General features: G+C 65.0%; 28 protein-coding genes and 1 pseudogene. 21 read left to right on the top strand and 8 right to left on the bottom strand.

Annotated elements, in window-relative coordinates:
- Positions 1-226, top strand: a pseudogene (gene gid, locus QZ378_RS05430) (methylenetetrahydrofolate--tRNA-(uracil(54)-C(5))-methyltransferase (FADH(2)-oxidizing) TrmFO); the annotation flags it as partial.
- 369 nt (positions 227-595) lie between these two features.
- Here the strand turns inward: gid and QZ378_RS05425 are convergent.
- The gene (locus QZ378_RS05425) at positions 596-850 is read right to left on the bottom strand and encodes a DUF6809 family protein (RefSeq protein ID WP_291257565.1); all 255 of its coding nucleotides are present in this window, start codon (positions 848-850) and stop codon (positions 596-598) included.
- Positions 851-918: 68 nt separating this feature from the next.
- Here QZ378_RS05425 and QZ378_RS05420 point away from each other — a divergent pair, with 68 nt between their 5' ends.
- The 13 genes from QZ378_RS05420 (at position 919) to QZ378_RS05360 (ending at position 14760) form a co-directional block, all read left to right on the top strand.
- A complete protein-coding gene (locus tag QZ378_RS05420) occupies positions 919-1188 on the top strand; it encodes a helix-turn-helix transcriptional regulator (protein WP_191379845.1) in 270 nt (89 codons plus the stop codon).
- Entirely contained in the window at positions 1185-2222 is a 1038-nt protein-coding gene (gene plsX, locus QZ378_RS05415; protein ID WP_087236034.1) for a phosphate acyltransferase PlsX, read from the top strand. The genes QZ378_RS05420 and plsX overlap by 4 nt, the downstream gene beginning before the upstream one ends.
- A gap of 89 nt (positions 2223-2311) precedes the next feature.
- Entirely contained in the window at positions 2312-2545 is a 234-nt protein-coding gene (gene acpP / locus QZ378_RS05410; protein ID WP_087236036.1) for an acyl carrier protein, read from the top strand.
- 69 nt (positions 2546-2614) lie between these two features.
- Positions 2615-3289, top strand: a complete 675-nt coding sequence (gene rnc, locus QZ378_RS05405) for a ribonuclease III (RefSeq protein WP_087236039.1) — start codon at positions 2615-2617, stop codon at positions 3287-3289.
- Between the two features lie 385 nt (positions 3290-3674).
- Positions 3675-7244: a chromosome segregation protein SMC gene (smc, locus tag QZ378_RS05400; RefSeq protein ID WP_291257564.1), complete on the top strand. Its 3570-nt coding sequence runs from the start codon at positions 3675-3677 to the stop codon at positions 7242-7244.
- 741 nt (positions 7245-7985) lie between these two features.
- Positions 7986-8885, top strand: coding sequence for a signal recognition particle-docking protein FtsY (gene ftsY / locus QZ378_RS05395; protein ID WP_191385225.1), 900 nt, complete (start codon positions 7986-7988; stop codon positions 8883-8885).
- Positions 8886-9143: 258 nt separating this feature from the next.
- Entirely contained in the window at positions 9144-9860 is a 717-nt protein-coding gene (gene rph / locus QZ378_RS05390; RefSeq protein ID WP_087236252.1) for a ribonuclease PH, read from the top strand.
- A gap of 5 nt (positions 9861-9865) precedes the next feature.
- Positions 9866-10456: an XTP/dITP diphosphatase gene (locus QZ378_RS05385; protein WP_291257563.1), complete on the top strand. Its 591-nt coding sequence runs from the start codon at positions 9866-9868 to the stop codon at positions 10454-10456.
- Positions 10457-10611: 155 nt separating this feature from the next.
- Positions 10612-10938 carry a ribosome assembly RNA-binding protein YhbY gene (gene yhbY / locus QZ378_RS05380; RefSeq protein ID WP_291257562.1) on the top strand — a complete coding sequence of 109 codons (327 nt, stop codon included), beginning with the start codon at positions 10612-10614 and terminating at the stop codon, positions 10936-10938.
- Entirely contained in the window at positions 10935-12167 is a 1233-nt protein-coding gene (gene nadD / locus QZ378_RS05375; RefSeq protein WP_291257561.1) for a nicotinate (nicotinamide) nucleotide adenylyltransferase, read from the top strand. The genes yhbY and nadD overlap by 4 nt, the downstream gene beginning before the upstream one ends.
- Complete coding sequence (locus QZ378_RS05370) at positions 12167-13660, top strand: LCP family protein (RefSeq protein ID WP_291257560.1); 1494 nt, start codon at positions 12167-12169, stop codon at positions 13658-13660. The genes nadD and QZ378_RS05370 overlap by 1 nt, the downstream gene beginning before the upstream one ends.
- Positions 13661-13674: 14 nt before the next feature.
- Complete coding sequence (gene rsfS, locus QZ378_RS05365) at positions 13675-14034, top strand: ribosome silencing factor (protein ID WP_191379896.1); 360 nt, start codon at positions 13675-13677, stop codon at positions 14032-14034.
- Between the two features lie 375 nt (positions 14035-14409).
- Positions 14410-14760 (top strand): arsenate reductase family protein, encoded by a 351-nt coding sequence (locus QZ378_RS05360; protein ID WP_191379897.1) that lies wholly within the window; start codon positions 14410-14412, stop codon positions 14758-14760.
- A gap of 61 nt (positions 14761-14821) precedes the next feature.
- Here the strand turns inward: QZ378_RS05360 and QZ378_RS05355 are convergent, their stop codons facing one another.
- On the bottom strand, positions 14822-15751 hold the full coding sequence (locus QZ378_RS05355; protein WP_291257559.1) for an alpha/beta hydrolase: 930 nt from the start codon (positions 15749-15751) through the stop codon (positions 14822-14824).
- Positions 15752-15846: 95 nt separating this feature from the next.
- Between QZ378_RS05355 and pepT the strand changes: the two genes are divergently transcribed.
- Positions 15847-17061 carry a peptidase T gene (pepT, locus tag QZ378_RS05350; protein ID WP_291257558.1) on the top strand — a complete coding sequence of 405 codons (1215 nt, stop codon included), beginning with the start codon at positions 15847-15849 and terminating at the stop codon, positions 17059-17061.
- 80 nt (positions 17062-17141) lie between these two features.
- Here the strand turns inward: pepT and QZ378_RS05345 are convergent, their stop codons facing one another.
- Positions 17142-17753: a LysE family transporter gene (locus tag QZ378_RS05345; protein ID WP_191379900.1), complete on the bottom strand. Its 612-nt coding sequence runs from the start codon at positions 17751-17753 to the stop codon at positions 17142-17144.
- Between the two features lie 121 nt (positions 17754-17874).
- Here QZ378_RS05345 and QZ378_RS05340 point away from each other — a divergent pair, with 121 nt between their 5' ends.
- On the top strand, positions 17875-18216 hold the full coding sequence (locus QZ378_RS05340; protein WP_191379901.1) for a helix-turn-helix domain-containing protein: 342 nt from the start codon (positions 17875-17877) through the stop codon (positions 18214-18216).
- A 119-nt stretch (positions 18217-18335) separates the two neighbouring features.
- Here QZ378_RS05340 and QZ378_RS05335 read toward each other — a convergent pair whose 3' ends face one another.
- Entirely contained in the window at positions 18336-18533 is a 198-nt protein-coding gene (locus QZ378_RS05335) for a hypothetical protein (RefSeq protein ID WP_191379902.1), read from the bottom strand.
- A 158-nt stretch (positions 18534-18691) separates the two neighbouring features.
- On the opposite strand from QZ378_RS05335, the gene QZ378_RS05330 reads away from it, so the two are divergent.
- The 5 genes from QZ378_RS05330 to QZ378_RS05310 all read left to right on the top strand — a co-directional run bounded on the left by QZ378_RS05330 (position 18692) and on the right by QZ378_RS05310 (position 22955).
- Positions 18692-20077: a sodium:alanine symporter family protein gene (locus tag QZ378_RS05330; RefSeq protein WP_291257557.1), complete on the top strand. Its 1386-nt coding sequence runs from the start codon at positions 18692-18694 to the stop codon at positions 20075-20077.
- A gap of 84 nt (positions 20078-20161) precedes the next feature.
- Positions 20162-20467, top strand: coding sequence for a hypothetical protein (locus tag QZ378_RS05325; RefSeq protein ID WP_191379904.1), 306 nt, complete (start codon positions 20162-20164; stop codon positions 20465-20467).
- On the top strand, positions 20464-20658 hold the full coding sequence (locus QZ378_RS05320) for a helix-turn-helix transcriptional regulator (protein WP_291257556.1): 195 nt from the start codon (positions 20464-20466) through the stop codon (positions 20656-20658). Before QZ378_RS05325 ends, QZ378_RS05320 begins: the two co-directional genes overlap by 4 nt.
- 73 nt (positions 20659-20731) lie before the next feature.
- The gene (locus QZ378_RS05315; protein ID WP_291257555.1) at positions 20732-21355 is read left to right on the top strand and encodes a GNAT family N-acetyltransferase; all 624 of its coding nucleotides are present in this window, start codon (positions 20732-20734) and stop codon (positions 21353-21355) included.
- A 109-nt stretch (positions 21356-21464) separates the two neighbouring features.
- Positions 21465-22955 carry a lysozyme inhibitor LprI family protein gene (locus tag QZ378_RS05310; RefSeq protein ID WP_291257554.1) on the top strand — a complete coding sequence of 497 codons (1491 nt, stop codon included), beginning with the start codon at positions 21465-21467 and terminating at the stop codon, positions 22953-22955.
- A gap of 50 nt (positions 22956-23005) precedes the next feature.
- Here the strand turns inward: QZ378_RS05310 and QZ378_RS05305 are convergent, their stop codons facing one another.
- From QZ378_RS05305 to QZ378_RS12965, 4 genes are all read right to left on the bottom strand, one after another.
- Positions 23006-25024, bottom strand: coding sequence for a hypothetical protein (locus tag QZ378_RS05305; RefSeq protein WP_291257553.1), 2019 nt, complete (start codon positions 25022-25024; stop codon positions 23006-23008).
- 3 nt (positions 25025-25027) lie between these two features.
- Positions 25028-25366, bottom strand: a complete 339-nt coding sequence (locus QZ378_RS05300; RefSeq protein ID WP_291257552.1) for a histidine triad nucleotide-binding protein — start codon at positions 25364-25366, stop codon at positions 25028-25030.
- 102 nt (positions 25367-25468) lie between these two features.
- Positions 25469-25648: a DUF4250 domain-containing protein gene (locus QZ378_RS05295; protein ID WP_087236286.1), complete on the bottom strand. Its 180-nt coding sequence runs from the start codon at positions 25646-25648 to the stop codon at positions 25469-25471.
- 460 nt (positions 25649-26108) lie between these two features.
- A complete protein-coding gene (locus tag QZ378_RS12965) occupies positions 26109-26231 on the bottom strand; it encodes a DHHA1 domain-containing protein (RefSeq protein ID WP_366935132.1) in 123 nt (40 codons plus the stop codon).
- Positions 26232-26239: the final 8 nt, after the last annotated feature.

Below are 26239 nucleotides of genomic sequence, written 5' to 3'. Positions count from 1 at the left end.
GCTGGCCCGGCGGCTGGAGGGGAAGCCCCCCGTGGACTTCCCCCAGGAGACCGCCACCGGCGCCCTGGCGCTGTATATCAGCAACGGGAGCGTGAGCGACTTCCAGCCCATGAACATCAACTTCGGCCTGATCCCGCCCCTGGGCTACAGGGTCAAGGGCAAGCGGAACAAAAACGCGGAGCTGTCCAGGCGAGCCCTGGAGGTTCTGGATACCCTGGACATGTAGGGCGCGGCCTCCTGGACGCGCCGCAAAACCGGCGGGAAGCGATCCCGGCGCGTCAGAGATGCCGCGCCCTGCGACGGAAGGGTAGACGGGGCGTTGCGGAAAAACGCCCATACCCGCCGTAGGGGCGCGCCTGTGTGTGCGCCCGGCGGGTTGAGTGCCGGGCGGGAGGTTCTGGATACCCTGGACATGTAGGGCGCGGCCTCCTGGACGCGCCGCAAAACCGGCGGGAAGCGATCCCGGCGCGTCAGGGATGCCGCGCCCTGCGACGGAAGGGCGGACGGGGCGTTGCGGAAAACCGCCCATGCCCGCCGTAGGGGCGCACCTGTGTGTGCGCCCGGCGGGGGCAAGCCCCCGCCCTACGGCCCGCCGTCACCGGGGCAGATCCAGCACCAGGCGCAGGGCCAGGCGGAACCCGTGGCGGAAGCAGGCCAGGCGCTCCGCCGCAGTCTCTTCCCCCTGCAACTCGCTGAGCTGATCCAGAAAACCCAGCCCAAAAGCGCGCTGGATCCGCTCGTGGCAGGCGCAGATGCGCTCCAGCCGCTCCTGATGGCCGGGGAGCTCCCGGAAATCCAGGTGGTGGTTTTCGATCTCATAGTCCAGAAGTTCAGCCAGGTAGTCGTTCAATTCACATCACCCCAATAAAACCGTGACTTTAATATACACGGTTTTATTGGACTTGTCAAGGGGGCGCTATGTACCATAACGAATTATTCGGCCTTCGACTGAGAAAGCTGCGGAACCGGGACAAGGAAACACAAAAGGATCTGGCCGAATTTCTCGGTGTGAAGCCGAACCAAATCGGTGAGATGGAGAATGGCCGGGGGGCGACTACACTTGCCAAATTGGCCCTATTGTGCGAACATTACAATATATCCGCCGACTATCTGCTGGGCCTGACGGACGAGCCGCGGCCCCTGACGCCGGAAGAGGCAGGAAAACACAGAAAAGAGGGAACGGAATGAAGATCATCGTAGACGCCATGGGCGGGGACAACGCGCCGGTATCCAACGTGCGGGGGGCCTTGGCCGCCGTGCGGGAGCTGGGTGTGGAGGTCATCCTGGTGGGCCGCGGGGAGGACATCCTCAAGGTGCTCAAGGACGACGGCATCGACGATCTGCCTCCCGGGCTGGAGATTGTCCACGCCTCCGAGGTGGTGGAGATGTGCGACAACCCGGCCACCGCCTTCCGGGAGAAGAAGGACTCTTCCCTCACCGTGGGCCTGAACCTGCTGAAAAACGGGGACGGGGACGCCTTCGTGTCCGCGGGCAGCACGGGGGCCCTGCTCTCGGCGGCCACCCTGATGGTCAAGCGCATCCGGGGCATCCGCCGGGCGGCCCTGGCGCCGGTGGTGCCCACCGGCGGCGGCGGGGCCGTGCTCATCGACTGCGGCGCCACCGCCGAGGGCACGCCGGAATACCTGCTCCAGTTCGCCTTCATGGGCTCCTACTACGCCGAGCGGGTGCTCAAGCGGCCGGAGCCCAAGGTGGGCCTGCTCAACATCGGGGCGGAGCCCTCCAAGGGCACCGACCTCCAGCGGGAGACCCACGCCCTGCTCACCGAGGCGGACAAGGCCGGGCGCATCCACTTTGTGGGCAACGTGGAGGCCAGGGAGGCGGTGTACGGCCAGGTGGACGTGATCGTCTCCGACGGCTACTCCGGCAACATCTTCCTCAAGACCATGGAGGGCACCGGCGGCTATATGGCGAAACAGCTCAAGGCCATGTTCACCAAGAACATTTTCACCAAGCTGGCGGCGGTGCTGGTGGCCGACGGCATCCGGAGCCTCAAGAAGTCCATGGACGCCGGGGAGGTGGGGGGCACCGCCCTGCTGGGCATCTCCAGGCCGGTGATCAAGGCCCACGGCTCCTCCGACGACTTCGCCATCAAGAACGCCATCCGCCAGGCCCAGACCTTCGCCGCCTCCGGCATCATCGACGATATCACCGAAAATATCGACCACATGAAGCTGCCGTCGGACAAGGTGGAAAAAATTTGAGCCAACCTATTGACAGGCGGGCCATTCTTGCCTATTATCATAGTGCAATGAAGCCGTCGGGACGACGGAAGCGACAGGAGTAGATGAACATGATTTTCGAAAAGCTTGCCGCCTTGCTGGCTGAACAGTTCAGCGTGGATGTGGACAGCATCACCATGGACACCACCTTTGAGGATCTGAACGCCGATTCCCTGGACATCGTGGAGCTGACCATGGCCCTGGAGGAGGAGTTCGGCCTGGAGGAGATGGAGGATGAGGATCTGTCCGGCATCGCCACCGTGGCCGACCTGGTTCGCTACTTAAAGTCCAAGCTGGACGACTGAACCGAAGAAACTGAGAGAAAGGGAGCCCCGCCGGCGGCGGGGCTCCCGCTTTGAAAGGAAGGAACGGCCATGGAGGCCTTGGAAGAGAAGTTGGGTTATCGGTTTGCCAACCGGGCCCTGCTGGAAAACGCCCTCACCCACAGCTCCTATGCCAATGAGAACAGGGCCAAAGGGGTGCAGAGCAACGAGCGGCTGGAGTTTCTGGGGGATTCGGTGCTGGGCATGGTGGTGGCCGACTACCTGTACCGCACCCACCCCGACCTGCCGGAGGGGGATCTGACCCGCACCCGGGCCGCCCTGGTGTGCGAGGAGAGCCTGGCGGAGGTGGCCCAGGTGCTGGAGCTGGGCGCCTATCTGAAGCTGGGGAAGGGCGAGGAGGCCGGCGGAGGCCGCACCCGTCCCTCCATCACCGCCGACGCGGTGGAGGCGGTGCTGGCCGCCGTGTACCTGGACGGGGGCATCGGCTCGGCCCGCAAGCTGATCCAGCGCTTCATCCTGGACAAGGAGGAGGAGAAGAGCGCCAGCCGGGACTATAAGACCGCCCTGCAGGAGCTGGTGCAGCGGGAGAGCGGCCAGGTGCTGGGCTATCAGCTCATCGGCTCCGAGGGCCCAGACCACGCCAAGATCTTCTCGGTGGAGGTGGATCTCAACGGCCAGCCCATCGGCCAGGGAAAGGGCCGCAGCAAAAAAGAGGCGGAGCAGATGGCCGCCAAGGCCGGGATGGAAAAGCTGAAGGCCAAATAACCGCCGCTCCCGCTCCGCCTCTTTTGCGAGCGGGAGCGAGCCGCCGCACAGCGGCGCCAAGCATGATCGCGGAGCGAACATCTTGATGCCGGGCGGATTCACTCCGCCCGTGCAGATGGAAAACACAGGGCTCCCAAACCGCCCGCGCGGTTTGGGAGTGCGGAGCAGATGGCCGCCAAGGCCGGGATGGAGAAGCTGAAGGCCAAATAACCGCCGCTCCCGCTCCGCCTCTTTTGCGAGCGGAAGCGGGGCGGTATAGGCCCGGTGAGCGTTGCGGGGCGCGTCAATGACGCGCCCCGCTTTTTCGCGGAAAAGGGTTTGCAATGGCCCCTGTTTCTTGGTATAATATTTTATTCAAGAATATAACATGGCGAGGTGCGGTCTTTTGTACCTGAGAGCGTTGGAAATCCAGGGGTTCAAGTCCTTTCCGGACAAGACGGTGCTGTCCTTTGACGAGGACATCACCGCCATCGTGGGCCCCAACGGCAGCGGAAAATCGAATATCTCCGACGCCATCCGCTGGGTCATGGGGGAGCAGTCCACCAAGGCCCTGCGGGGGGGCAAGATGGAGGATGTGATCTTCGGCGGCACCGCCCTGCGCAAGCAGCAGGGCTTTGCCGAGGTGTCTCTGGTGCTGGACAACACCGACCACCTGTTCCCCCTGGAGGAGAGCGAGGTGATGGTCACCCGGCGGTACTACCGCTCCGGCGAGAGTGAGTACTACATCAACCGCCGCTCCGTCCGGCTCAAGGACGTCAATGAGCTGTTCATGGACACCGGCCTGGGCCGGGAGGGATATTCCATCATTGGCCAGGGCCGCATCGACGAGATATTGTCCGTCAAGAGCGCCGACCGCCGGGAGGTCTTTGAGGAGGCCGCCGGCATCTCCCGCTTCCGCCACCGGAAGGAGGAGGCCGAGCGCAAGCTGGAGCGCACCCAGGAGAACCTGGTGCGCATCACCGACAAGATCGACGAGCTGGAGCTGCAGGTGGAGCCCCTGCGCCAGCAGAGCGAGAAGGCCAGGCGCTTCCTGCTGCTGCGGGACGAGCTGCGGGGGCTGGAGATCTCCCTGTGGCTGGAGCAGCTGGAGAAGATCCGGGCCGGGGCCATCAAGACCGCGGCGGACTACGAGAACGCCGCCCGCCAGAAGGCGGAGGCCCAGCAGGCGGTGGAGGAACTCTACGCCGCCGCCGAGGGGTATGCCGCCCAGATGCGGGACAAGGACGTGGAGGCCGAGGGCGTCCACTTCCAGATGATGCAGCGGCAGGCCGATGCCAACGGCCTGGAGAACGCCATCGCCGTGCTGAAAACCAACATCCAGAACAACCTGGAGAACCGGGACCGCATCCGGCGGGAGCTGGAGCAGCAGGAGGGCCGGGCGGGCTCCATCGCCTCCCAGATCGCCGAGCGGCGGGCCCGGCTGGACCAGCTGGCGGCGGAGGCGGAGAAGCTCCAGGCCCAGCTGGCCGCCCGTCAGGCGGAGGCCGACCAGGCCGCCCGCTCCGCCGGCACCCTGGCCGCCGAGCTGGAGGAGCTGCGGCAGAAGGAGGCGGTGGAGACCGCCTCCGCGGCCGAGGCCAAGGCCCTGCTGTCCGCCCTGGCCGCCGCCGCCCAGGAGCTGCTGGATCGGGACGAGGCGGTGCGGCAGGAGCTCTCCGCCGGGGAGGAGCGGCTCCAGGCCCTCAAAATGGAGGAGGGGGAGGCCCGCAGGGCCCTGGATCAGGCCAGGGAGGACCGGGACTCCCTCCAGAACGTGATCAACGGCTACCGTCTGCGGCTGGACGGCCGGCAGAAGCGGGCCAAGGAGGCGGAGGAGCGCCATGTCAAGCTCCAGATGGAGGAGAATGCCCTCCAGAGCCGCATCCACATGCTCTCCGAGATGGAAAAGCTGTATGAGGGCTACTCCAAAGCGGTCAAACTGGTGATGGGGGAGGCCAAGCGGGGCCAGCTCCGGGGCATCCACGGCCCGGTGGCGGGGCTGATCCACGTGCCCGACCGGTGCACCGTGGCCATCGAGACCGCCCTGGGCGGCGCCATGCAGCACATCGTGGTGGAGACCGAGGAGGACGGCAAGGCCGCCATCTCCTATCTGAAGCGCCGGGACGGGGGGCGGAGCACCTTCCTGCCCCTGAGCACCATCCGGCCCAGCGACTTCCGGGACCAGGGGGTGCGGCGGGAGCCGGGCTTTGTGGGCCTGGGGGACGAGCTGGTGCAGTTCGACCCCAGGTACCAGAAGATCTTCTCCAACCTGCTGGGCCGCACCGTCATCGCCGAGGACATGGACGCGGCCATCGCCATGGCTCGCAAGTACGGCCACCGGTTCAAGATCGTCACCCTGGACGGCCAGGTGCTCAACCCCGGCGGCTCCATGACCGGCGGCTCGGTGTCCCGCAGCGCGGGCATCCTCAGCCGGGCCAACGAGCTGGAGCGGCTGGGCCGGCAGCGGGCCTCCCTCACCGGCCAGCTGACCCAGGCCGCCCAGGCCATGGAGGAGTCCAGGCGGGAGGCCGCTGCCGCCCAGTATGAGGTGGAGACCGCCCAGGCCCAGCAGCGCCAGCACGAGGACGAGATTCTCAAGCTGGAGGAGCGGCTGGCCCACTACGCCGCCCAGCTGGCCGACGCCGGGCGCCGGCAGGGGGAGCAGCGCTCCGAGCTGGAGACCCTCCAGGCCCGGGCCGCCCAGACCGAGGCGGACACCCAGGCCGCCCGAGCCCGCATCGAGGCCCTGGAGGGCTCCGCCGCCGCCCTGCGGGCCGAGGCCGAGGGCAAGGAGCAGGGCCGGGCCGGGGTGCAGGAGCAGGCCCAGGCCATCGGCAGCGCCATCGCGGAGCTGAACCTGCGCCTGGCCGCCCTGGAGGCGGAGAAGCAGGCATCCCAGGGAACCCTCTCAGAGCTGGAGGCCCTGCGGCAGGATCTCACCGGCGACAAGGCCCAGCGGGAGAAGATGCTCTCTGAGTTCCAGGAGAAAAACGCCGCCCTGGAGGGGGAGATTCTGGAGAAGGAGCAGCAGCTTCAGACCATCCGGCGGGAGAACCAGGCGCAGCAGGAGGCCATCTCCCGCATCAACAGCGAGAAGCTGGCCCTGGAGGCCCAGCGCAACCAGGCGGACAAAGCCGCCCGGGACAAAAATGGGGAGCTCTTAAACCTGGAGCGGGAGGTCTCCGTCTTAGAACAGAGGAAGGCCGCCGCCGCCCTGGAGGAGAAGGGCCTGCTGGACAAGCTGTGGGAGACCTACGAGCTGTCCCACGAGGCGGCAAAGGCCCAGCGGGTGGAGCTGGAGAGCGTCCCCAAGGCTCAGCGCCGGGTGGGGGAGCTGAAAAAGGCCATCTCCGGCCTGGGCAACATCAACCTGGACGCCATCGACGAGTTCCAGCGGGTCAACGAGCGGTACACCTACCTCACCGACCAGCGGGACGACGTGCTCACCTCCAAGAAGGAGCTGGAGGGCATCATCGCCGACATCACCGCCGAGATGAAGAACATCTTCTCCACCCAGTTTGCCATCCTCAACGACGCCTTCCAGCAGACCTTTGTGGAGCTGTTCGGCGGCGGCCGGGCCGCCCTGGAGCTGGAGGATCCCGACGACATCCTGGGCTGCGGCATCGAGATCCGGGTGCAGCCGCCGGGCAAGGCCCTCAAGGTGCTCTCCCTGCTCTCCGGCGGCGAGAAGGCCTTCGTGGCCATCGCCCTCTACTTCGCCATCCTCAAGGTGCGCCCCACCCCCTTCTGCGTCATGGACGAGATCGAGGCCGCCCTGGACGACGCCAACGTGGTGCGCTTCGCCCACTACATGCGCCAGATGGCGGACAAGACCCAGTTCATTGTCATCACCCATCGCCGGGGTACCATGGAGGAGGCGGACGTGCTCTACGGCGTCACCATGCAGGAGCAGGGGATCAGCCGCCTGCTGACCATCAATCTGAATGACGTGGAGAAGGAACTGCACATCAAGTAACATGTTCCCGGCTCCTGCATGGGGCCCCCGCCCGAGCCCAGCGGAGCGGGTCGGGTGGGGATAGGAGGCGCAAGGGAGCGGGCGAGGGATTCCCGCCTGCGGGAGTCCCGAGTAAAGCGGACTTTGCGCCGACGAAGGAGCAGGGGATCAGCCGCCTGCTGACCATCAATCTGAACGACGTGGAGAAGGAGCTGCATATCAAATAGAGATGACGCAGCCAAAACGGAAGCACCCCCGCCTGCGTGACTACGATTACAGCCGGACCGGCGTGTATTTTCTGACCATCTGCACCAGGAACCGTGCCCCCATCTTAAGTGAGATCGTAGGGCGGGGGCTTGCCCCCGCTGAAGTCCGCCTCTTTACGGCAGGCCGGATTGCGGCGGAGGAGTTGGAGAATCTGTCCAAAGGGTTTCCCAGAGTACGGATAGAGGCATCCGTCATCATGCCCAACCACATGAACCTTCTTCTCTCCCTGAGGGCGGCGGGGGCAAGCCCCCGCCCTACAGATGGGAAAGATTTCGGAATTGTGGATGTGATGCGGGTATTCAAATCATTGACGACCAGACGGTGGAACCAATGGAACGGGACACAGGGCCGCCCTCTCTGGCAGACATCCTACCACGACCACATCATCCGGGACGACAACGACTTCCTGAACCACTGGAGCTATCTCAACAACAACCCCGCCCGGTGGGCGGAGGATGAATACTATGTTTGCACGACGAAAGGAACCGGAACCACATGGGCTTTTTTGAAAAGATCAAGGCGGGGCTGACCCGCACCAAGGAGAACATCGGCCACTCCTTTGACCAGCTGTTCGCCGGGGAGCTGGACGACGACTTCTACGACGAGCTGGAGGAGACCCTGATCCTGGGGGACATGGGGGTGGACACCACCCTGAAGGCGGTGGAGGAGCTGCGGAAGCGGGTGAAGGCGGAGAAGATCAAGGACATGGACTCCGCCCGGGCCTGCCTGCGGCGGGTGCTCACCGAGATGCTCCAGGTGGGCGACCCCTCCCTCCGCCTGACCACCACGCCGTCGGTGGCCCTGTTCATCGGGGTGAACGGCGTGGGCAAGACCACCACCATCGGCAAGCTGGCCGCCCGGATGAAGGGGGAGGGCAGGCGGGTGCTGATGGCCGCCGGGGATACCTTCCGGGCCGCCGCCGCCGACCAGCTGGAGATCTGGAGCCAGCGCTCCGGCGTGGAGCTGGTGCGCCAGCACGAGGGGGCCGACCCCGCCGCCGTGGTGTTTGACGCCCTCACCGCCGCCAGGGCCCGGAACACCGACGTGGTGCTCATCGACACCGCCGGGCGGCTGCACAACAAGCAGAACCTGATGAACGAGCTGAACAAGATCTCCCGGGTGGTGGACCGGGAGCTGCCCGGCTGCGACCGGGAGACCCTGCTGGTGCTGGACGCCACCACCGGCCAGAACGGCCTGATCCAGGCCAAGCAGTTCAAGGAGGCCGCCGGCATCACCGGCATCGTGCTCACCAAGCTGGACGGCTCCGCCAAGGGCGGCATCGTCATCGCCATCGCCCAGGAGCTCCAGGTGCCGGTGAAGTACATCGGCGTGGGGGAGGGCATCGACGATCTCATGCCCTTCGAGGCCGAGGCCTTTGTGGAGGCACTTGTCTAGGGGGGACGTCGTCTTCTGAAATCAAGGTGGCTAACGCCTGATTTCTATCGAACCTGCCCCCGGCAGGTTCGACCCTAGATACAAAACCGCCGCGCCGCCTATGGCGGCACAATGGTTTTGATACCCCCCTCACCCGCGCCCGCGCGGGTGGTTGCCCGCCGGTGGCGGAGCAAGTATCGGTGTCCTGCGCAGGCACATGTCCTGCTCCGGACAGATTAAAACGTAAATCGCCTGCGGCGATTTGAAATGGAGGTAACCATGGCAAGAATCGACGGCCGGGCGGCGGATCAGCTGCGGCCCGTGGAGATCATCCCCAACATCAACAAATTTGCGGAGGGCTCCTGCCTGATCCGCTGCGGCAATACCCATGTGCTGTGCTGCGCCAGCGTGGAGGAGCGCACCCCGCCCCACGTCCCCGAGGGGGAGGGCTGGGTTACCGCCGAGTACTCCATGCTGCCCCGGGCCAACCGGGAGCGCAGCAAGCGGGACATCTCCAAATTGAAGCTCTCCCCCCGCTCCGCGGAGATCCAGCGGCTCATCGGCCGCTCCCTGCGGGCCTGCGTGGACATGAAGAAGCTGGGCGAGCGCACCATCACCGTGGACTGCGACGTGCTCCAGGGGGACGGCGGCACCCGCACCGCCTCGGTCACCGGCGGCTTTGTGGCCCTGAGCTATGCCCTGCACAAGCTGGTGGCGGACGGCGTGCTGCCCGAGATGCCCCTGACCACCTGCGTGGCGGCGGTGTCCGCCGGCATCGTGGGGGAGGAGCCCATGCTGGATCTGTGCTACGAGGAGGACTCCCACGCCCAGGTGGATCTCAACTGCGTCATGACCGGGGAGGGGAACCTGGTGGAGCTCCAGGGCACCGGCGAGGGCCGGCCCTTCACCGTGGACGAGCAGCGGGCCCTGGTGGATCTCTGCGCCAAGGGCATCAAGGAGCTCCAGGCTATCCAGAGACAGGTGCTGGGAGGTTGAGCGGCATGAAATTGGTATTGGCCAGCAAGAACGCCCATAAGCTGGTAGAGATGAAGGACATCCTCTCCCAGCTGGGGGTGGAGGTGGTGCTGGAGTCCGAGGCGGGGGTCGACGTGGACGTGGAGGAGACCGGCGCCACCTTTGAGGAGAACGCCTACCTCAAGGCCCACGCGGTGATGGAGGCCAGCGGCCTGCCCGCCATCGCGGACGACTCCGGCCTGTGTGTGGACGCCCTCAACGGCGCCCCCGGCGTGTACTCCGCCCGCTACGGCGGGCCGGGGCTGGACGACGCGGGCCGGTATCAGCTCCTGCTGGAGAACATGCGGGGCCAGCTGGACCGACGGTGCAAGTTCGTCTCCGCCATCTGCTGCTGCTTCCCCAACGGGGACAGGGTGGAGGCCAGAGGGGAGTGTGCCGGCACCCTGGCCTACGCCCCCAAGGGGGCGGACGGCTTCGGCTACGACCCCATCTTCTTCGTCCCCGGCCTGAAAAAGACCTTCGCGGAGCTCTCGCCGGAAGAGAAAAACGCCATCTCCCACAGGGGGAACGCCCTGAAGGCCTTCCGGGAGAAGCTGGAGACATACCTGAAGAAATAACGGCCTTCCACCCACAGGGGGGAAGGTGGCGCGCAGCGCCGGATGAGGGGGGCCGGAGCCATCCTGGAGGTCACCCCCATCTGTCAGTCTTCCCCTGAAAGGGGGAAGCCAGGGCGTACGCGCAGCCGGAGACAGAAACAAAAGGAGAACGATCCATGGAAGAACTGACAAGCAAGCAGCGCGCCCAGCTTCGTGGGCTGGCCAACAGCATCGACACCATCCTCCACGTGGGCAAGGACGGCATTGGGGACAACCTGGCCAAGCAGGCCGACGACGCCCTGGAGGCCCGGGAGCTGATCAAGGGCAAGGTGCTGGAGAACAGCCTGCTCACCAGCCGGGAGGCGGCGGAGGAGCTGGCGGAGAAGACCCGCAGCCAGGTGGTGCAGGTCATTGGAACAAAATTCGTGTTATATCGTCCAACCCATAAGAAGGACAAAAAGGACAAGATCGTGCTGGTATCGGACAGGAAGCGCAAGGGATGAACGAACAGGAGGGGCAGACCATGAAGCTTGGCATCTATGGCGGCACCTTTAACCCGCCCCACCTGGGGCACCTGACCTCGGCCCGGCTGGCCCTGGACGCCCTGGGGCTGGACGCGCTGCAATTTGTCCCGGCGGCAACGCCGCCCCACAAGGCCCTGCCCGCCGGCTCCCCGGCGCCGGAGGAGCGGCTGGCCATGGTGGAGCTGGCCGCCGACGGCCTGCTGATGCCCAAGCGGGTGGGGGTGAGCGACATGGAGTTCACCCGCCCGGGCAAGAGCTACACCGCCGACACCCTGGAGCAGCTCCACGCCCAGTACCCCGGGGCGGAGCTGTGGCTGCTCATGGGCACGGACATGTTCCTCACCCTCCAGTACTGGCGGGAGCCGGAGGTGATCACCCGCCTGGCGGGGGTGTGTACCTTTGCCCGCACCCAGTCGGACAGCGGGGAGGCCCTGTCCATCCAGGCGGAGTACCTGCAAAAGACTTTCGGAGCCAGGACATGCGTGCTCCAGCTGCCCCAGATCGTGGACGTGTCCTCCACCCAGCTGCGGGAGCTGCTGGCAAAGGGGGAGGGGCAGCAGTACCTGCCCCCGGCGGTGTACGGCTACATCATCCGCCGCGGGCTGTACGGTGTCCACTGGGATCTGAAGCACCTGCCCGACCGGGAGCTGCGGGCCTGCTCCTACTCCATGATCAAGGCCAAGCGCATCGCCCACGTCCAGGGGACGGAGGGGGAGGCGGCCCGCCTGGCCCGTCGCTGGGGGGCCGATGAGGAGCACGCCCGCCGGGCGGCCATCCTCCACGACTGCACCAAGTATCTGGACATGGAAGAGCAGTTGCAATTGTGCAGAAAATATGGTATCGTACTGGATGATTTGGAGCAGCAGGCGGTAAAGCTCCTCCACTCGAAGACGGGCGCGTGTGTGGCCCGGGACGTGTATGGGGTGAGCGACGATATCTATGACGCCATCTTCTGGCACACCACCGGAAAGGCGGACATGAGTCTGCTGGAGAAGATCCTGTACATCGCCGACTATATGGAGCCCACCCGGGACTTCCCGGGGGTGGAGCGCCTGCGGGCGCTGGCCTATGAGGATCTGGACGCGGCGGTGTGCCTCGGATGTGAGATGAGCATAGAGGAGATGGCGGAGCGGGGCCTGCCGGTACACCCCAATACGGTGAAGGCCAGGGATTGGCTCAAGACCCACAGGAAAGGAACTGTCGATTGATGAACCCGGAAGAGAAAAAGGATCACCGGGGCGGCTCCCGGCTCCAGAAGCCGGAGAAGCCCCAGCGGGAGAAAAAACCCAGACCCCAGCGCACCAGGCAGCAGAAGGCGCTGCGCATCCTCTATATCGTCCTCACCGTGATCGCCGCCCTCATTGTGGCGGGCTTCGTGATCTTCAACTTCATCAGCGCCCCGCCGGAGGTCAGCGCACCCACCCCCACGCCCCGGGTCACCACGTATCTTGACGACGAGGGCAATGAGGTGGAGGAGGAGATCCCCGGCCTGGCCGCCAACCGGAAGGAGCAGTTCTACACCTTCCTGCTGGTGGGACAGGACACCTTCGGCGGCGGCAACACCGACACCATGATGCTGGTGGCCTACGATGTGCCCAACCAGACCCTCAACGTCATGAGCCTGCCCCGGGACACCTATGTGCGCTACAACGGCCGGCGGGTACTTCTGAACTCGGTTTACAACCGGGCCGGAGCGGGCGACAGCGGCATGGAGGCCCTGAAGGAGGAGGTGGGGGAGCTCACCGGCGTCACCCCCGACTTCTATGTGATCGTCCAGTGGGAGGCCGTGGGCGAGCTGGTGGATGCCATCGGAGGCGTGTACTTCGATGTCCCCCGGCGGATGTACTATAACGACCTGTCCCAGGATTTCAAGATCGACCTGCAGGAGGGCTACCAGCTGCTGGACGGCAACGACGCCATGGGCCTGCTCCGCTGGCGGCACAACAGCGACGACAGCGGACACATTCTCAACAGCGGCTATGCCAACGGCGACCTGGGCCGTATCGAGACCCAGCAGGCCTTCATGACCGCGGTGATCGAGAAGTGCCTCCAGCCCTCCGTGCTGCTGCCCAACCTGCTGGAATATATCGATATCTTCCAGCGGAATGTGGTCACCGATCTCAGCGTGGGCAATATGGCCTATTTCGCCAAGTCCGCCATCGGCAACCTGAACATGGACAATGTGGCTTTCATGACGATGCCCTGGAAGGACGCCGGAGACGGAGCCCATGTGCTCCCCATCGGCAGCCAGCTGGTGGAGGCTATCAACGACGGCTTCAACCCCTACGAGGAGGACATTTCCCTCAGTGATCTGGATCTGGTGACCAGTATTGGCAGTTCCAGCAGCTCGGGCAGCTCCGGCAGTTCCAGCAGCAGCTCCGGCTCCGGAACCACCACCCAGACCACACCCACCCCCACCCCCGACGCCACCCCGTCGGAGAGCCCGGTGGAGAGTCCGGATACTACCCCCGGCATGACCCCCATCCCGGAGGTGACGCCCACCCCCGGCGCCGGAACGCCGTCCCCGGCGGTGGAGACCACCCCGCCGGCCGTCGAGAGCCCTGCCAGCAGTGACGTGCCGGTGGACAACCCGGCGGAGAGCACCGCCCCCGACCCCGCCCCCACTCCGGAGCCCGCCGCAACCCCGGCCTCGGATCCCAACCCCGGAGCGTACGGGCCGGGCATGGAGCCCATTGAATAGGAAGGAGCGCACGAATGACACCCAAAGAGATCGCCATCGCCGCCGTCAAGGCCCTGGACAGCAAAAAGGGCCAGGACATCAAGTGCCTGGAGACCGGGCACCTGACCACCCTGGCGGACTACTTTGTCCTCTGCACCGCCACCTCCACCACCCAGATCAAGGCCCTGGCCGACGTCTGTGAGAAGATGCTCAAGGACGCCGGGGAGCCCCCCCACCATGTGGAGGGCCACCGGGGCGGCACCTGGATCCTGCTGGACTTCTCCTCTGTGGTGGTTCACATCTTCAATGAGGAGGCCCGGGAGTTTTACGACCTGGAGCGCCTCTGGAGCGACGCCACGCCGGTGGATCTGACCGATGTGCTGACCGAGAACTGAAGAGTATGACAGTGCCCCGGAACGTCGGTTCCGGGGCACTGACTGTCAAAAAAACTTCTGTGAGGGAACGCCTCGCAGAGTTCCTGCGGCCGCAGCCGCAGGAATCAAATGAAAATCCGTCATTTCCGGCGACATGCGCGTCGGAAATGACACTTCTCATGGCGGAAGGGGTGACAATTTCGCAAGAAATCGAGCCCATTCCGCCATGCAGCTTTTCTCGAAAAAGTGGCGAAGCCACTTTTTCGAGACGCTGAGTGCCCCGGAACGTCGGTTCCGGGGCCCTTTTCCCGCATTTCTTCGGTTTTCTGGCGAAACAGGCTTTTCAGCGGCCCGGGCATGTGGTAGGATAGAGCAAATGAGACAGGAGGGATTTTCATGCTCTTTGTTTGCTACCCCAAGTGCACCACCTGCCAGAAGGCTAAGGCATGGCTGGAGGGCCGCGGCCTGGCCTTTGACGTGCGGGACATCAAGACCGACCGCCCCACCGAGGCGGAGCTGCGCCAGTGGCATGAGCGCAGCGGCCTGCCCCTCAAGCGGTTTTTCAACACCAGCGGCCTGCAGTACAAGGCCCTGGGCCTGAAGGACAAGCTGCCCCAGATGAGTGAGGACGAGCAGTTTGCCCTGCTCTCCACCGACGGCATGCTGGTCAAGCGGCCCATCCTGGTGGGGGACGGCTTCGTGCTGGTGGGCTTCAAGGAGAGCGAATGGGAGGCACGGCTGGGTTGACCGCCGCCCCTCCCCGGATAAAACGGAACGGGCGCGGCATTGCCGCGCCCGCTGGTTTTCTCTACAGATGCTTCTCCAGCCAGGAGAGCACGTCGTCCCAGACCTCCTGCCGGTTGGTCTCGTTGAGCATCTCGTGGCGGCCATCCGGGTAGAGCTTCACGGTGAGATCCCGTGCCCCCGCGTCCTTGAACCAGCCGGCCACCTTCTTCACCCCCGCGCCGTTGGCCCCCACCGGATCCCGGTCGCCGGAGAAGAAGTACACCGGCGTGTCCGGATCCATCCGCCGCAGGTTGGCCGGTTTAGCCAGCAGCTGAAGGCCCACCATCATGTCGTGGTACATGCCCACGGTGGGGAGAAAGCGGCACAGGGGGTCGGCGCAGTAGGCGTCCACCACGGCGGTGTCCCGGGAGATCCAGTCCGCCGAGGTGCGGGCGGGCTTGAACTGCCCGTTGTACCGCCCCACGGAGAGGCTGTCCATCAGGCCGCTGCGGGCCTTGGAGCCCTTGAGGCGGATGAGCAGGGCGGAGAGGGCCCGCCCCGCCGCCACGGTGAGGGGCGGCTCCTGCCCGGTGCCGGAGAGGATGGCCCCGTCCACGGTGCCCGGCCAGAACATGAGGTAGCCCCGCACCACGAAGGAGCCCATGGAGTGGCCCATGAGGAAATAGGGCACGCCGGGGTACTCCGCCCCCGCCTGCTCCCGCAGGGCGCGCACGTCCTTCACCACGTGCCTCCAGCCGTCCTTCTCCCCGAACCAGCCGTACTCCTCCGGGCCGGCGGCGGTGCGGCCGTGGCCCAGGTGGTCGTGGCCCACCACGGCGAAGCCGTGCTCCGCCAGGAACCGGGCGAAGGGGGCGTAGCGGCCCATATGCTCCGAGATGCCGTGCACCAGCTGCACCACCGCCCGGGGCCGCTCCGCAGGCAGCCAGCGGACGGCGGCGACGGTATGTACCCCGTCGCTGGAGGGAAAGTGAAATTCTTCTGTCGTAACCATGGAAATAGGGCTCCCTTTGTGATAAAATAAGCTATCCGATTCTGGGTACAGTCTAACCCAAGACGCCGTCCCCGTCAAGAGAAAGGAAGAGCGCTATGGACGCCATTGACCGTTTTCTCCGCTATGTGACCTATGACACCCAGTCCGACGAGCACAGCGAGACCTCCCCCTCCACCGAGAAGCAGAAGGTGCTGGGCCAGGCGCTGGCCGACGAGCTGGGCCAGCTGGGGCTCCACAAGGCCCATATGGACGAGCATGGCTATGTATACGCCTGGCTGCCCGCCACCCCCGGAAGCGAGGGCATCCCCTGCGTGGGACTCATCGCCCACATGGACACCTCCCCGGACGCGCCGGGAGCCGGGGTGAACCCCCGCATTATCCGCTACGAGGGGGGCGACATCGTCCTCAACGAGGAGAAGGGCATCGTCATGCGGGCCGCCGAATTTGAGAGCCTGGCGAAGTATCAGGGGCAGGAGCTGATCGTCACCGACGGCACCACCCTGCTGGGGGCGGACGACAAGGCCGGCGTGGCGGAGATCATGACCGCCATGGCCTACCTGGCCGAGCACCCGGAGGTGCCCCACGGCCGCATCGCCGTGTGCTTCACCCCCGACGAGGAGGTGGGCCAGGGGGCCGACCACTTCGACGTGGAGGGCTTCGGCGCGGCGGTGGCCTACACCGTGGACGGCGGCGAGCTGGGGGAGATCGAGTATGAGAACTTCAACGCCGCCAACGCCGGGGTGGTTGTCCGCGGCGTGAACATCCACCCAGGCTCGGCCAAGAACAAGATGAAGAACGCCCTGCTCATTGCCCTGGAGTACGCCGGGCTGCTGCCCCCCGCCGAGACCCCGGCCCACACCGAGGGGTATGAGGGCTTCTACCACCTCCACGATATGAAGGGCAACGAGAGCGAGGCGGAGCTGCACTACCTCATCCGCGACCACGACCGGGCCAAATTCGAGGCCCGCAAGCAGTTCCTGGCCCAGGCTGCCGCCTTCCTCAACCAGAAGTACGGCGCCGGCACGGTGGAGGTGGTGGTGAAGGACTCCTACTACAACATGAAGGAGCAGATTGAGCCCCACATGTACCTGATCCTCCGGGCCCGGGCGGCCATGGAGGCGGCCGGGATCACCCCGGTGGAGGTGCCCATCCGGGGCGGTACCGACGGTGCCCGGCTGAGCTATATGGGCCTGCCCTGTCCCAACCTGTGCACCGGCGGTGTCAACTTCCACGGCGTCCACGAGTACATCCCCGCCGCCGCCCTGAACCAGATGGCCCAGGTGCTGGTCAATCTGGTGACGGCCCAGTAACATACGACCACGCCCAACGAGGGGCGGCCTCCGAAACCGGAGGCCGCCCCTCGCATATAGCTCCCCAACCAAAGCGGAGCTTACAGGATCATCTGGAAGAACTGGAACAGCAGCTTGGCACCGTAGAAGATGATGATGACGCCGCAGACGATGTTGATGACCCGGAGGATCTTGTCGTTGAACTTGGCGGAGAAGCAGGAGATCAGCACCGTGATGCCGAAGAACCACAGGAAGGAGGCGGAGGAGGAGCCCAGGATCAGCTGGGTGCTCACCGCGCCGGGGTTTCCCGCGTGGAAGCCGCCGAAGAGCATGGTGCCGTCGATGAGGGCCTGGGGGTTGCACCAGGTGACCACGAAGGCCTTGGCGGCGATCTTGGGCAGGGGGATGTTTACATCCACGCTGTTGTCCATGGTTGGGTGATCCCGCAGCAGGCCGATGCCGATCCAGATGACGATGCCGCCGCCCACCAGCAGAATGACCATCTGGAGCCAGGCAAACCGGCTCATCAGCGCGCCGATGCCGAAGAAGCAGGCCAGGGCCAGGCTGATGTCGAAGAAGATGACGATCAGTGCGGTGAGCAGGGCCTTCCGCCGGGGCTGGGTCAGGGCGGAGTTGATGACGAACAGGTTCTGCATCCCGATGGGTGCGACGTAGGCCAGACCGATGCCCAGGCCCTGGAGATATGGCGGCATAACATGATTCCTCCTAAAAAAGTCTTTCCTTCTCTTTCTGAACCTGGTATTATAATATCACCTGCACCGGAAATTGACAAGGACGCAGAAATTTCATACCAGGTAAGGAGGAACTGACCTGATGGCCATGGAACACGACAACTGCCCCTGTATGGATACCTGCCCCCTGAACCGGGCCATGGGCCTCATCGGCGGCAAATGGAAGATGCAGATACTCTGTTCCCTCTACAACAACGGCCCCACCCGCTACAATCAGCTGAAAAAGACCCTGGACGGGGTGTCCAACACGGTGCTGGCCAATGCCCTGCGGGAGCTGGAGGGGGACGGGCTGGTCAAGCGGCGGGAGTATCTGGAGGTGCCGGTACGGGTGGAGTACGAGATTACCGAGCCCTGCCGGCGGCTGATCCCCATTCTGGATGAGCTGGGCAACTGGAGCCTGACGGTGCAGACCGTCCGGGCATAGAGCTTCTGCGCCATTGGCACGCCGCGGGCAGAGGCAGACGCAGCGGCGCCTCCCAAAGCCCTGCCGTGCAAAAGCACAGCAAAACGCCGCGGGCAGAGGCCCGCGGCGTGGGTCATGGCTCAATATCTGTGGGTCATGCGGAACCACAGGTGGCTCCAGAAGGTGTCCTTTACATAGCCCTTGGAGACCCGGAATTTCCACTCGGCCTCCCGGGCCTGCTTGCGGCAGGAGCGCTCATCGCGGGTCATGTCGTTTGGAGGCGGCAGCTCCGCATTGAGCCTGCCCTTCAGACATTCCGCGGGGAACGAGATATTCATGACGGACTCCTTTCCGGCCGGTACGGCCCTTTCTGCCTTCATGATAGGATAGAGAGGGGAGAAAGTCAAGAACAAACTGGTTACAAACCGCCGGCGGCCCGGGGCTGCTGCGGCTGTTTGGATAGAGGAGATCATTTTTTGAGAGAAGGGGAGAGAGAATGGACGCGATTATCACATTTATCAACTGGCTGGACGACTTTATCTGGGGCATTCCCATGATCGTCCTGCTGCTGGGCACCCACCTGTTTATGACGGTGCGCACCGGCTTCATTCAGCGCAAGCTGTTCACCGGCATCCGCCTGTCCGTCACCAAGGACCCGGATTCCCCCGGCGACGTGAGCCAGTTCCAGGCCCTGACCACCGCCCTGGCCTCCACCATCGGCACGGGCAACATCATCGGCGTGGGCACCGCCATCTTCCTGGGCGGCCCCGGCGCGGTGTTCTGGTGCTGGATCGCCGGCGTGTTCGGCATCGCCACCAAGTACGCCGAGTCCCTCATCGCCGTCAAGTACCGGGTGCGCACCAGGGACGGCAAAATGCAGGGCGGCGCCATGTACGCCCTGGAGCGGGGGCTGAACCTGAAATGGCTGGGGGTGGCCTTTGCCCTGCTGGCCACCATCGCCTCCTTCGGCATCGGCTGCGGCACCCAGATCAACGCCATCGCCGAGGTCATTGAGAACAACGTGCCCTTCCACATCCCGCCCATCGCCATCGGCATCGTGGGCGGCATCCTCACCGCCGTCGTCATCATCGGCGGCATCCAGTCCATCGCCAGCGTGTGCGAGAAGCTGGTGCCCTTCATGGCCATCTTCTACGTGCTGGGCTGCATCATCATCCTGGGCATCAATTTTGACACGCTCCTGCCCGCCATCGGGGCCATTCTCCGCCTGGCCTTCACCCCCGGCGCGGTGGCCGGCGGCCTGGTGGGCCAGGGTCTGCTCATCGCCCTGCGCTTCGGCGTGGCCCGGGGCCTGTTCTCCAACGAGTCGGGCATGGGTTCCGCCCCCCTGGTGGCCTCCGCCGCCCAGACCCGCAACCCGGTGCGGCAGGCCCTGGTGTCCTCCACCGGCACCTTCTGGGACACGGTGGTGGTGTGCCTCATGACCGGCCTGGTGCTGGTGACCACCATCATGAAGAACCCCAGCATCAACATGGACAGCGTTACCGACGGCGGCCAGCTTACCACCCTGGCCTTCTCCCAGATCCCCGTGCTGGGCCCCATCATCCTGGTGGTGGGCATCATCACCTTCGCCTGGTCCACCATCCTGGGCTGGTCCTACTACGGCGAGCGGTGCGCCCAGTACCTGTGGGGGAAGAAGTCCCTGCTGCCCTACAAGCTGATCTTCGTGGCGGTTGTGGTGGTGGGCCCGGTGCTGGCCCTGGATCTGGTGTGGACCATCGCCGACATCCTCAACGCCCTCATGGCTATCCCCAACCTGATCGCCGTGCTGCTACTCTCCGGCGTGATCGCGAAAGAGACCAGGCACTACTTAAACAACCTGGACGAGGTGGACAAGACGGAGATCCCCTGCGTGGACAAATAAAAAGTCAAAAGTTCTTGACATTTTGGGCGTATGGGTGTATCCTCCTAAATGTAAAAAGCCTTTGACATTTAGGAGGTGCACGCCATGAAAAACTTCGGATTCCAAAAGATGGACGAGATGGAGCAGCAGATCACCCTGCGCGCCTGCCGGGCGGCTTGGGTGTTCCTGGTGCTGGCCCTGTTTCTCTGGGAGGTGTGGGAGCTGATCCAGGGCGGGGACACCAACCTGCCCGCCTTCCTGTTGGGAACCCAGGTGGTGATCTTCTGCCTGGCCCAGTGGCTCGGCCGGGCCCGGGTGGGGGATGACCGGGTGAAGCGGGAGGTGGTGATCTGGATCATCCTCACCGCCGCCCTGGTGCTCTTCGGCGTGCTGCTGGCGCTGGGCGTATGAAGAACCGGGTCAAAGAGCTGCGCAAGGCCAGGGGCCTGCGGCAGGAGGACGTGGCCAAGCTGCTGGGGGTGACCCGGCAGACCATCAACGCCATCGAAAACGACAAGTACGACCCCACCCTGGCCCTGGGGATGAAGCTGGCCCGCCTGCTGGAGGTTCCGGTGGAGGAGCTGTTCACCCTGGAGGGATAGCAGAGGCGCGCCCGCCGGCAGAGGGCGCGCCTCTGGCGCGTATGGGAAAAAGCAAACTGGGAGGAAAACCGCCATGAGAGACGAGAACATCCGCATCCGTGCGGCCGCGCCGGAGGACGCGGCGCAGCTGCTGGACATCTATACCCCCTATGTGGAGCAGACCGCCATCACCTTCGAGTACGACGTGCCCACCCTGGAGGAGTTCCAGAGGCGGATCGCCCGCACCCTGCAAAGATACCCCTACCTGACGGCGGAGCGGGGCGGCGAGCTGCTGGGCTACGCCTATCTCAGCCCCTTCGTGGGCCGGGCCGCCTACCAGTGGGCGGCGGAGACCTCCATCTACCTGCGGATGGACAGCAGGGGGCTGGGGCTGGGCCGCGCCCTGTATGAGGCCATCGAGGGGATCGCCCGGGCCCAGAACCTCACCAACCTGGAGGCCTGCATCGGCCGCCCGGCGGGGGAGGCGGACGAGCATCTCACCGACAACAGCGTGGAGTTCCACGCCCACATGGGCTACCGCATGGTGGGGGAGTTCCACAAGTGCGGCTATAAATTCGGCCGGTGGTACCACATGGCGTGGATGGAGAAGCTGCTGGCCCCCCACGTTCCAAACCCGGCCCCGGTGCGCCCCTTCCCGGCGCTGACCGGGCCGGAGCTGCGGGCCCTGGGGATCGAGGCGGTGGCGGGGCGGCCGTAACCGGACTGTAACCGGATTGTCAACAGGAATAGAAGAATTATGTAAATCGAAATGCTATCCTCTTCTTAAAAGGGCCGCGGCAGATGCGGCCTCCATGGAGGTGCAGTTCGTGAACAGAAAGAAATTGACAGCCCTGACCCTGGCGGCCGCCCTGGCCCTCTCCCTCTCCGCCTGCGGGGAGTCCGCCGCCCCTCCCCAGTCCCCGACTCCCTTGGAGACGGCGGAGGCGGACTTCACCTTCGCAGATCTCCAGGCGTGCCGGTTTGTCCATGCCAGCGGCGCGAGCGGCTGGGGCACGGTGCTGACCATCCAGCCGGACGGGAGCTTTTCGGGCTCCTTCAGCGATTCAGAATGGGAGGAGAGCGAAAGCGGAACCCAGGCTGTGTGTGAATGCTGCGAATTTTCCGGCCAGCTTGCCCAGCCCGTGCGGGTGAACGACTACACCTACTCCGTGGGCATTGAACACATCGAGTACCAGCGGGAGCCGGGCACGGACGAATATGCCGACGGCGTCCATTACTATTTCACAGAGCCCCGGGGCCTGGAGGACACGGAGGAGTTGCTGATTTACCTGCCCGGCGCGCCCACGGCGGAGCTGCCGGAGGGGTTCCTCGACTGGGTGATGGGGTCTGCCGATGGCGCGGAGGGGGAGCTGCCCTTCTATGGCCTGTACAGCGAGGCCCGCCTTGCGGGCTTCCGGGGAGATCCGGTGCAGGAGCCGACCGATGACCCGGCCGCCGCCCAGACCGGAGCAGACCCCCTCTTTTCCCAGCTCAAGGATCTGGAGTTCTACTTTGCCAGCGGTGCTGGAGGGTGGCGCACCGTCCTGCACATCGACGGGTACGGGGACTTCTCCGGCACGTACAGCGACAGCGACATGGGGGGAAGCGGCGAAGATGGGATCTGGGGTATCCAGCATCGCTGCGACTTCACCGGGCAGTTCACCCAGCCGGTGCGGGTGAACGACTACACCTACTCGGTGCGCATCGACGAGATCGCCTACGAGAAGGAGGCGGGCACCGAGGAGGTCATCGACGGCACCCACTACTATTATACCGACCCCTACGGTCTGGAGGATGCGGAGGACATCCTGATCTATCTGCCCGGCGCGCCCCTGGGCCAGCTGCCGCAGGAGTTCCGGAGCTGGGTGGGCTACAGCGAAAACACCAGGGACGAGCTGCCCTTCTACGCCCTGAACAATGCGGTGCACCAGCAGGGCTTCTCCAGCTACGACCGGCTGGAGAGTATCCGGGACAGTCTGGAGTGGATGGAGGACAGTAGCGCCTCGATAAAAACAGAGCTTACCGGCGGGACGCTTACCCAGGCGGAGCAGGAGGAATGGGCCGACAGTCTGGCTGAGCTATGGGGCGGGGCACTCGACGACCTGTGGGGCTGCCTGGAGCAGCGGCTGGATCCGGCGGAGCTGGAGCCCCTGACAGCGGAGCAGGAGGCTTGGGCAGCCTGGAAGGAGGAGCAGGTGACCCAGGCCGGGGCCGGCCCCCACGAGGGCTATCCCCAGGCCGTAGCGGAGGACGTGGCGGCGGAGGAGCTGACCCGGGATCGGGTCTACGAGCTGCTGGACTGGCTGGGCGAGACATAGGAAACAGCGCGGATGGGGTGACGTCCATCCGCGCTGTTGATTTACCTGGGTTATACCGGCGAGCGGTACTGTTCCGCGTACTCCGGGTAGAGGGCGGTGAGCTCGTCGGAGATGGCCCGGTACTCCTCCGCCGTGATGTCCCGGGTGCGCCGGTAGATATACACCGTCACCCCGTCTTGGAGGTGGAAGGACACGTCCAGCCGCTCATAGGCGGTGCCGATGCCGGTGCCCTCCAGCACCGGTTTGGCCAGCACGGTGACCAGGTGCTGGTTGTCCGCCCCCAGATGGTACTGGATGGGGTCGGCCACGATCAGGTAGTCGGCGGTGAGGGCATTCCACGAAAAGCCGTCCCGCTTGTCCACCGTGGCAAAGGGGACGATGGAGGTGGTAGGACTCTTCGCCTCCGGAATGCCCACCGAGCGGAGAACCGCGTCGTAGATACTGGAGTTGAAGAGAAAGGAGGAGGCGACGACGGCCGCTGTCTTTGGCTTCTCCGCAGAGAGGTTGTCCACATACACCCGCAGGGCCACCAGCTGGGCGATATCCTCCCGCTGAGGCGGTATATAGGTGAAAGTGGGCAGAGCGGCCAGACTGGTGATTTCCTGGGGGCTGGAGGGCTGCTCCCGGGGAAGAAAGGAGCTGCCCAGTACACACAGGGACAGGGCCCAGGCCCCGATCTCGGACAGAGGAATCCGGGGCAGGGCTTCCAGTCCCAGGGCCAGTGCGGCGCACAGAGCGGGCAGATAGAGCAGCAGATGCTGCTGCCCGTGGGACTGTACCCGGGTGAACAAGAGCAGGCAGAGCACTGGCTGCACCAGGGCGAGCAGGGAGAAATACCGGGCTTTGCGCCGCCGGAGCAGAGACCAAACGAGGGCAGCCAGGGCCAGCACCAGGACAATCCAGCCGAAATAGCGGCACAGCATCACCGCGTCCACCCAGCGGCCCTGGTCGTAGGCGGAGTAGGTGTCCAGGTAGTTGTTACCCAGCACCTGGTCCACCAGGAAGCTCTGGCCGAAGAAGAGGGCGCACACCGCGCCGGAGGCACACAGGGCGATGAAGGACTTCCATTGCTTCCGCCGCACCGCCAGGGCGAGCAGGGCCGCCAGGCCGAAGGACACGGTGAAAAAGAAAAAGTACCGCCGCAGCAGGAACACCAGGGTGAGCAGTGCGCCGGTGAGGATACCCCGGGCCCCCTGGGGGCGGCGTTCGTCGGTGTAGAGCACAAAGGCCCAGATGCCCGCCCCGGCCGCCGCCACATCCACAAAGCCGGTGAGAGCGGTGTAGAGCAGCATGGGGGTAGCGCAGGCCAGCAGGGCGCCGCCGCGGCGCACCCGCCGTCCCAGGGCCAGCATGCCCGCCAGGGCAGGGAGAACATACAGGTTGGCAACGGCGAAGTTGTAGATATATCGCCCGGTGCCCAGGAAGCGCATGATCAGCGAAATAGGCCAGGAGAGCAGATAGTTGTACTCCGAAGTAATCACACTCTCTGCCACCAGGCGGAGCTGGGCCAGGCCCAGAGGCTGTCCAGCCAGCAGGATGCTGGAGTTCCAGTAGATGGCGCTGTCCCAGTAGTAAATGGTGGCGCTGCCCGCGCTGTACAGGGCGGTGAGGATGTTCACCACAAGCACCAGCACCAGAATAGTTCTGCCGCAGGACAGGTTCAGCGGCCCGAATTGCCGGAGGGCGGTGCACAGGGTCAGAACAATGGCGGCCAGCATCAGGCCGCTGCCCAGGGCACAGAGGAGCCGAAAGGGGGCGGTGCCGATGAGCATGCCGTCGGCGTCAAACATGCTGTAGCTGGTGTCCAGCAGGGCCCCCAGCGCAAAGGCGGCCCCACCGGCCAGGGCGGTTTTCCGGGTGGGGCCGAAGGGGAGGAGCAGACGAGGCACCAGTCCCAGCTTCCACACGGCCAGCACTGCCACGCCGGAGAGCACCACAGCGGCGGCCAGAATCAGTTCCCCGGGGAGGTGCCCGTACAGAACAGCCCAAAAGCGCACCAAGGCCAGGCCGGACAGGCAGCCCCACGCTGCCAGCCCGGCCAGGCCCTGGAACAGGATGTGCTTTTTCATGTCTCAGCCGGGAGGCCAGGTCATGTCCCGGCCCGCCAGCACATGGAAGTGCAGATGGTGGACGGACTGGCCCGCCTGCTCCCCGCAGTTGGACACCACCCGGAAGTCAGTGATGCCCAGCTCCTTGGTGACCTGGGAGATCACCTCAAAGGCGTGGGCCACCACGGCGGAGTTCTCCGGGGAGATCTCCCCGCAGGAGCCGATGTGTGCCTTGGGGATCACCAGGAAGTGTGTGGGAGCCTGGGGATCGATGTCATAGAAGGCGTACACCTGTTCGTCCTCATACACCTTCTTGGACGGGATTTCCCCCGCCGCGATCTTGCAGAACAGACAATCGCTCATGGAATCAGCCTCCTTTCACGGGTTATTTTACACCAAATCGGCCGGAAGGGCAAGAAAAAGCGAGCCCCCGTCCGGAGGCTCATGTCCGGACGGGGGCTGCGGTCAGGTTCTGACGAACTGGTTCCGCTCCCGGCTGTAGGAACAGTCGATGGCGGAGAGGGACTGGGTGATCTCCCCGGCGTCCACCTGGAGATCGTCACACAGGGCGTCCAGGCTGGGATAAAAATCCCGTAGTTTGGTGTTGATGACACTGAGCAGAATCACGGGGTCCTTGGGAAGCATAGGGTAGTCTCCTTTTGAAATGAAGTGGTTATAGGGAAAGTGCGTTTCAAATCCCCTCGGAGAGCGGAGGGGGTATCGCGCCGAAGGCGCGTATCCAGGGGGAACTGGTTCCCCCTGGAAGGCGCATATCCTGCCGCGCAGCGGCAGAGATTTTCCGCAGAAAATCGATGCGCCGGCCGGGGCGTCGTCCAGCTTCAGGACATCAGGGCCGCCGCCCTCGTCGCCGCAAAGTCCGCTTCGCTCGGGCCGGCCTGGCGGCCATCCCTCACCCGCTCCCTTGCGGCGCCTCTCCCAAGGCGACCCGCTTCGCTGGGCTCGCCCTGGGTTCCCGGGACGGGGCTTGCCGCCGGATCTTATCTGCCGGGGCGGGAAACCGCCCCGGCATCAAGGTTTTGGCCCCGGTACCGGGGCCAAAACGCTTGGAAGGGCGTCATCTGCGTCGTTCCGCGCCTGGGGCGGCTCAGAGCCCCAGCTTTTCGGCGACCAGGTCGTCCACCTTGGCCAGAGCGTCGTCCAGCTTGAGCACGTCAGATCCACCGCCCATGGCGCTGTCCGGCTTGCCGCCGCCCTTGCCGCCGCAGATGGCGGTGA

Origin of the sequence: Flavonifractor sp., assembly GCF_019422385.1 — a bacterium.
Classification (GTDB): domain Bacteria; phylum Bacillota; class Clostridia; order Oscillospirales; family Oscillospiraceae; genus Flavonifractor; species Flavonifractor avistercoris.
Note: the sequence above shows the minus strand (reverse complement) of the source record. Positions and strands in the feature narration are given on the sequence as shown.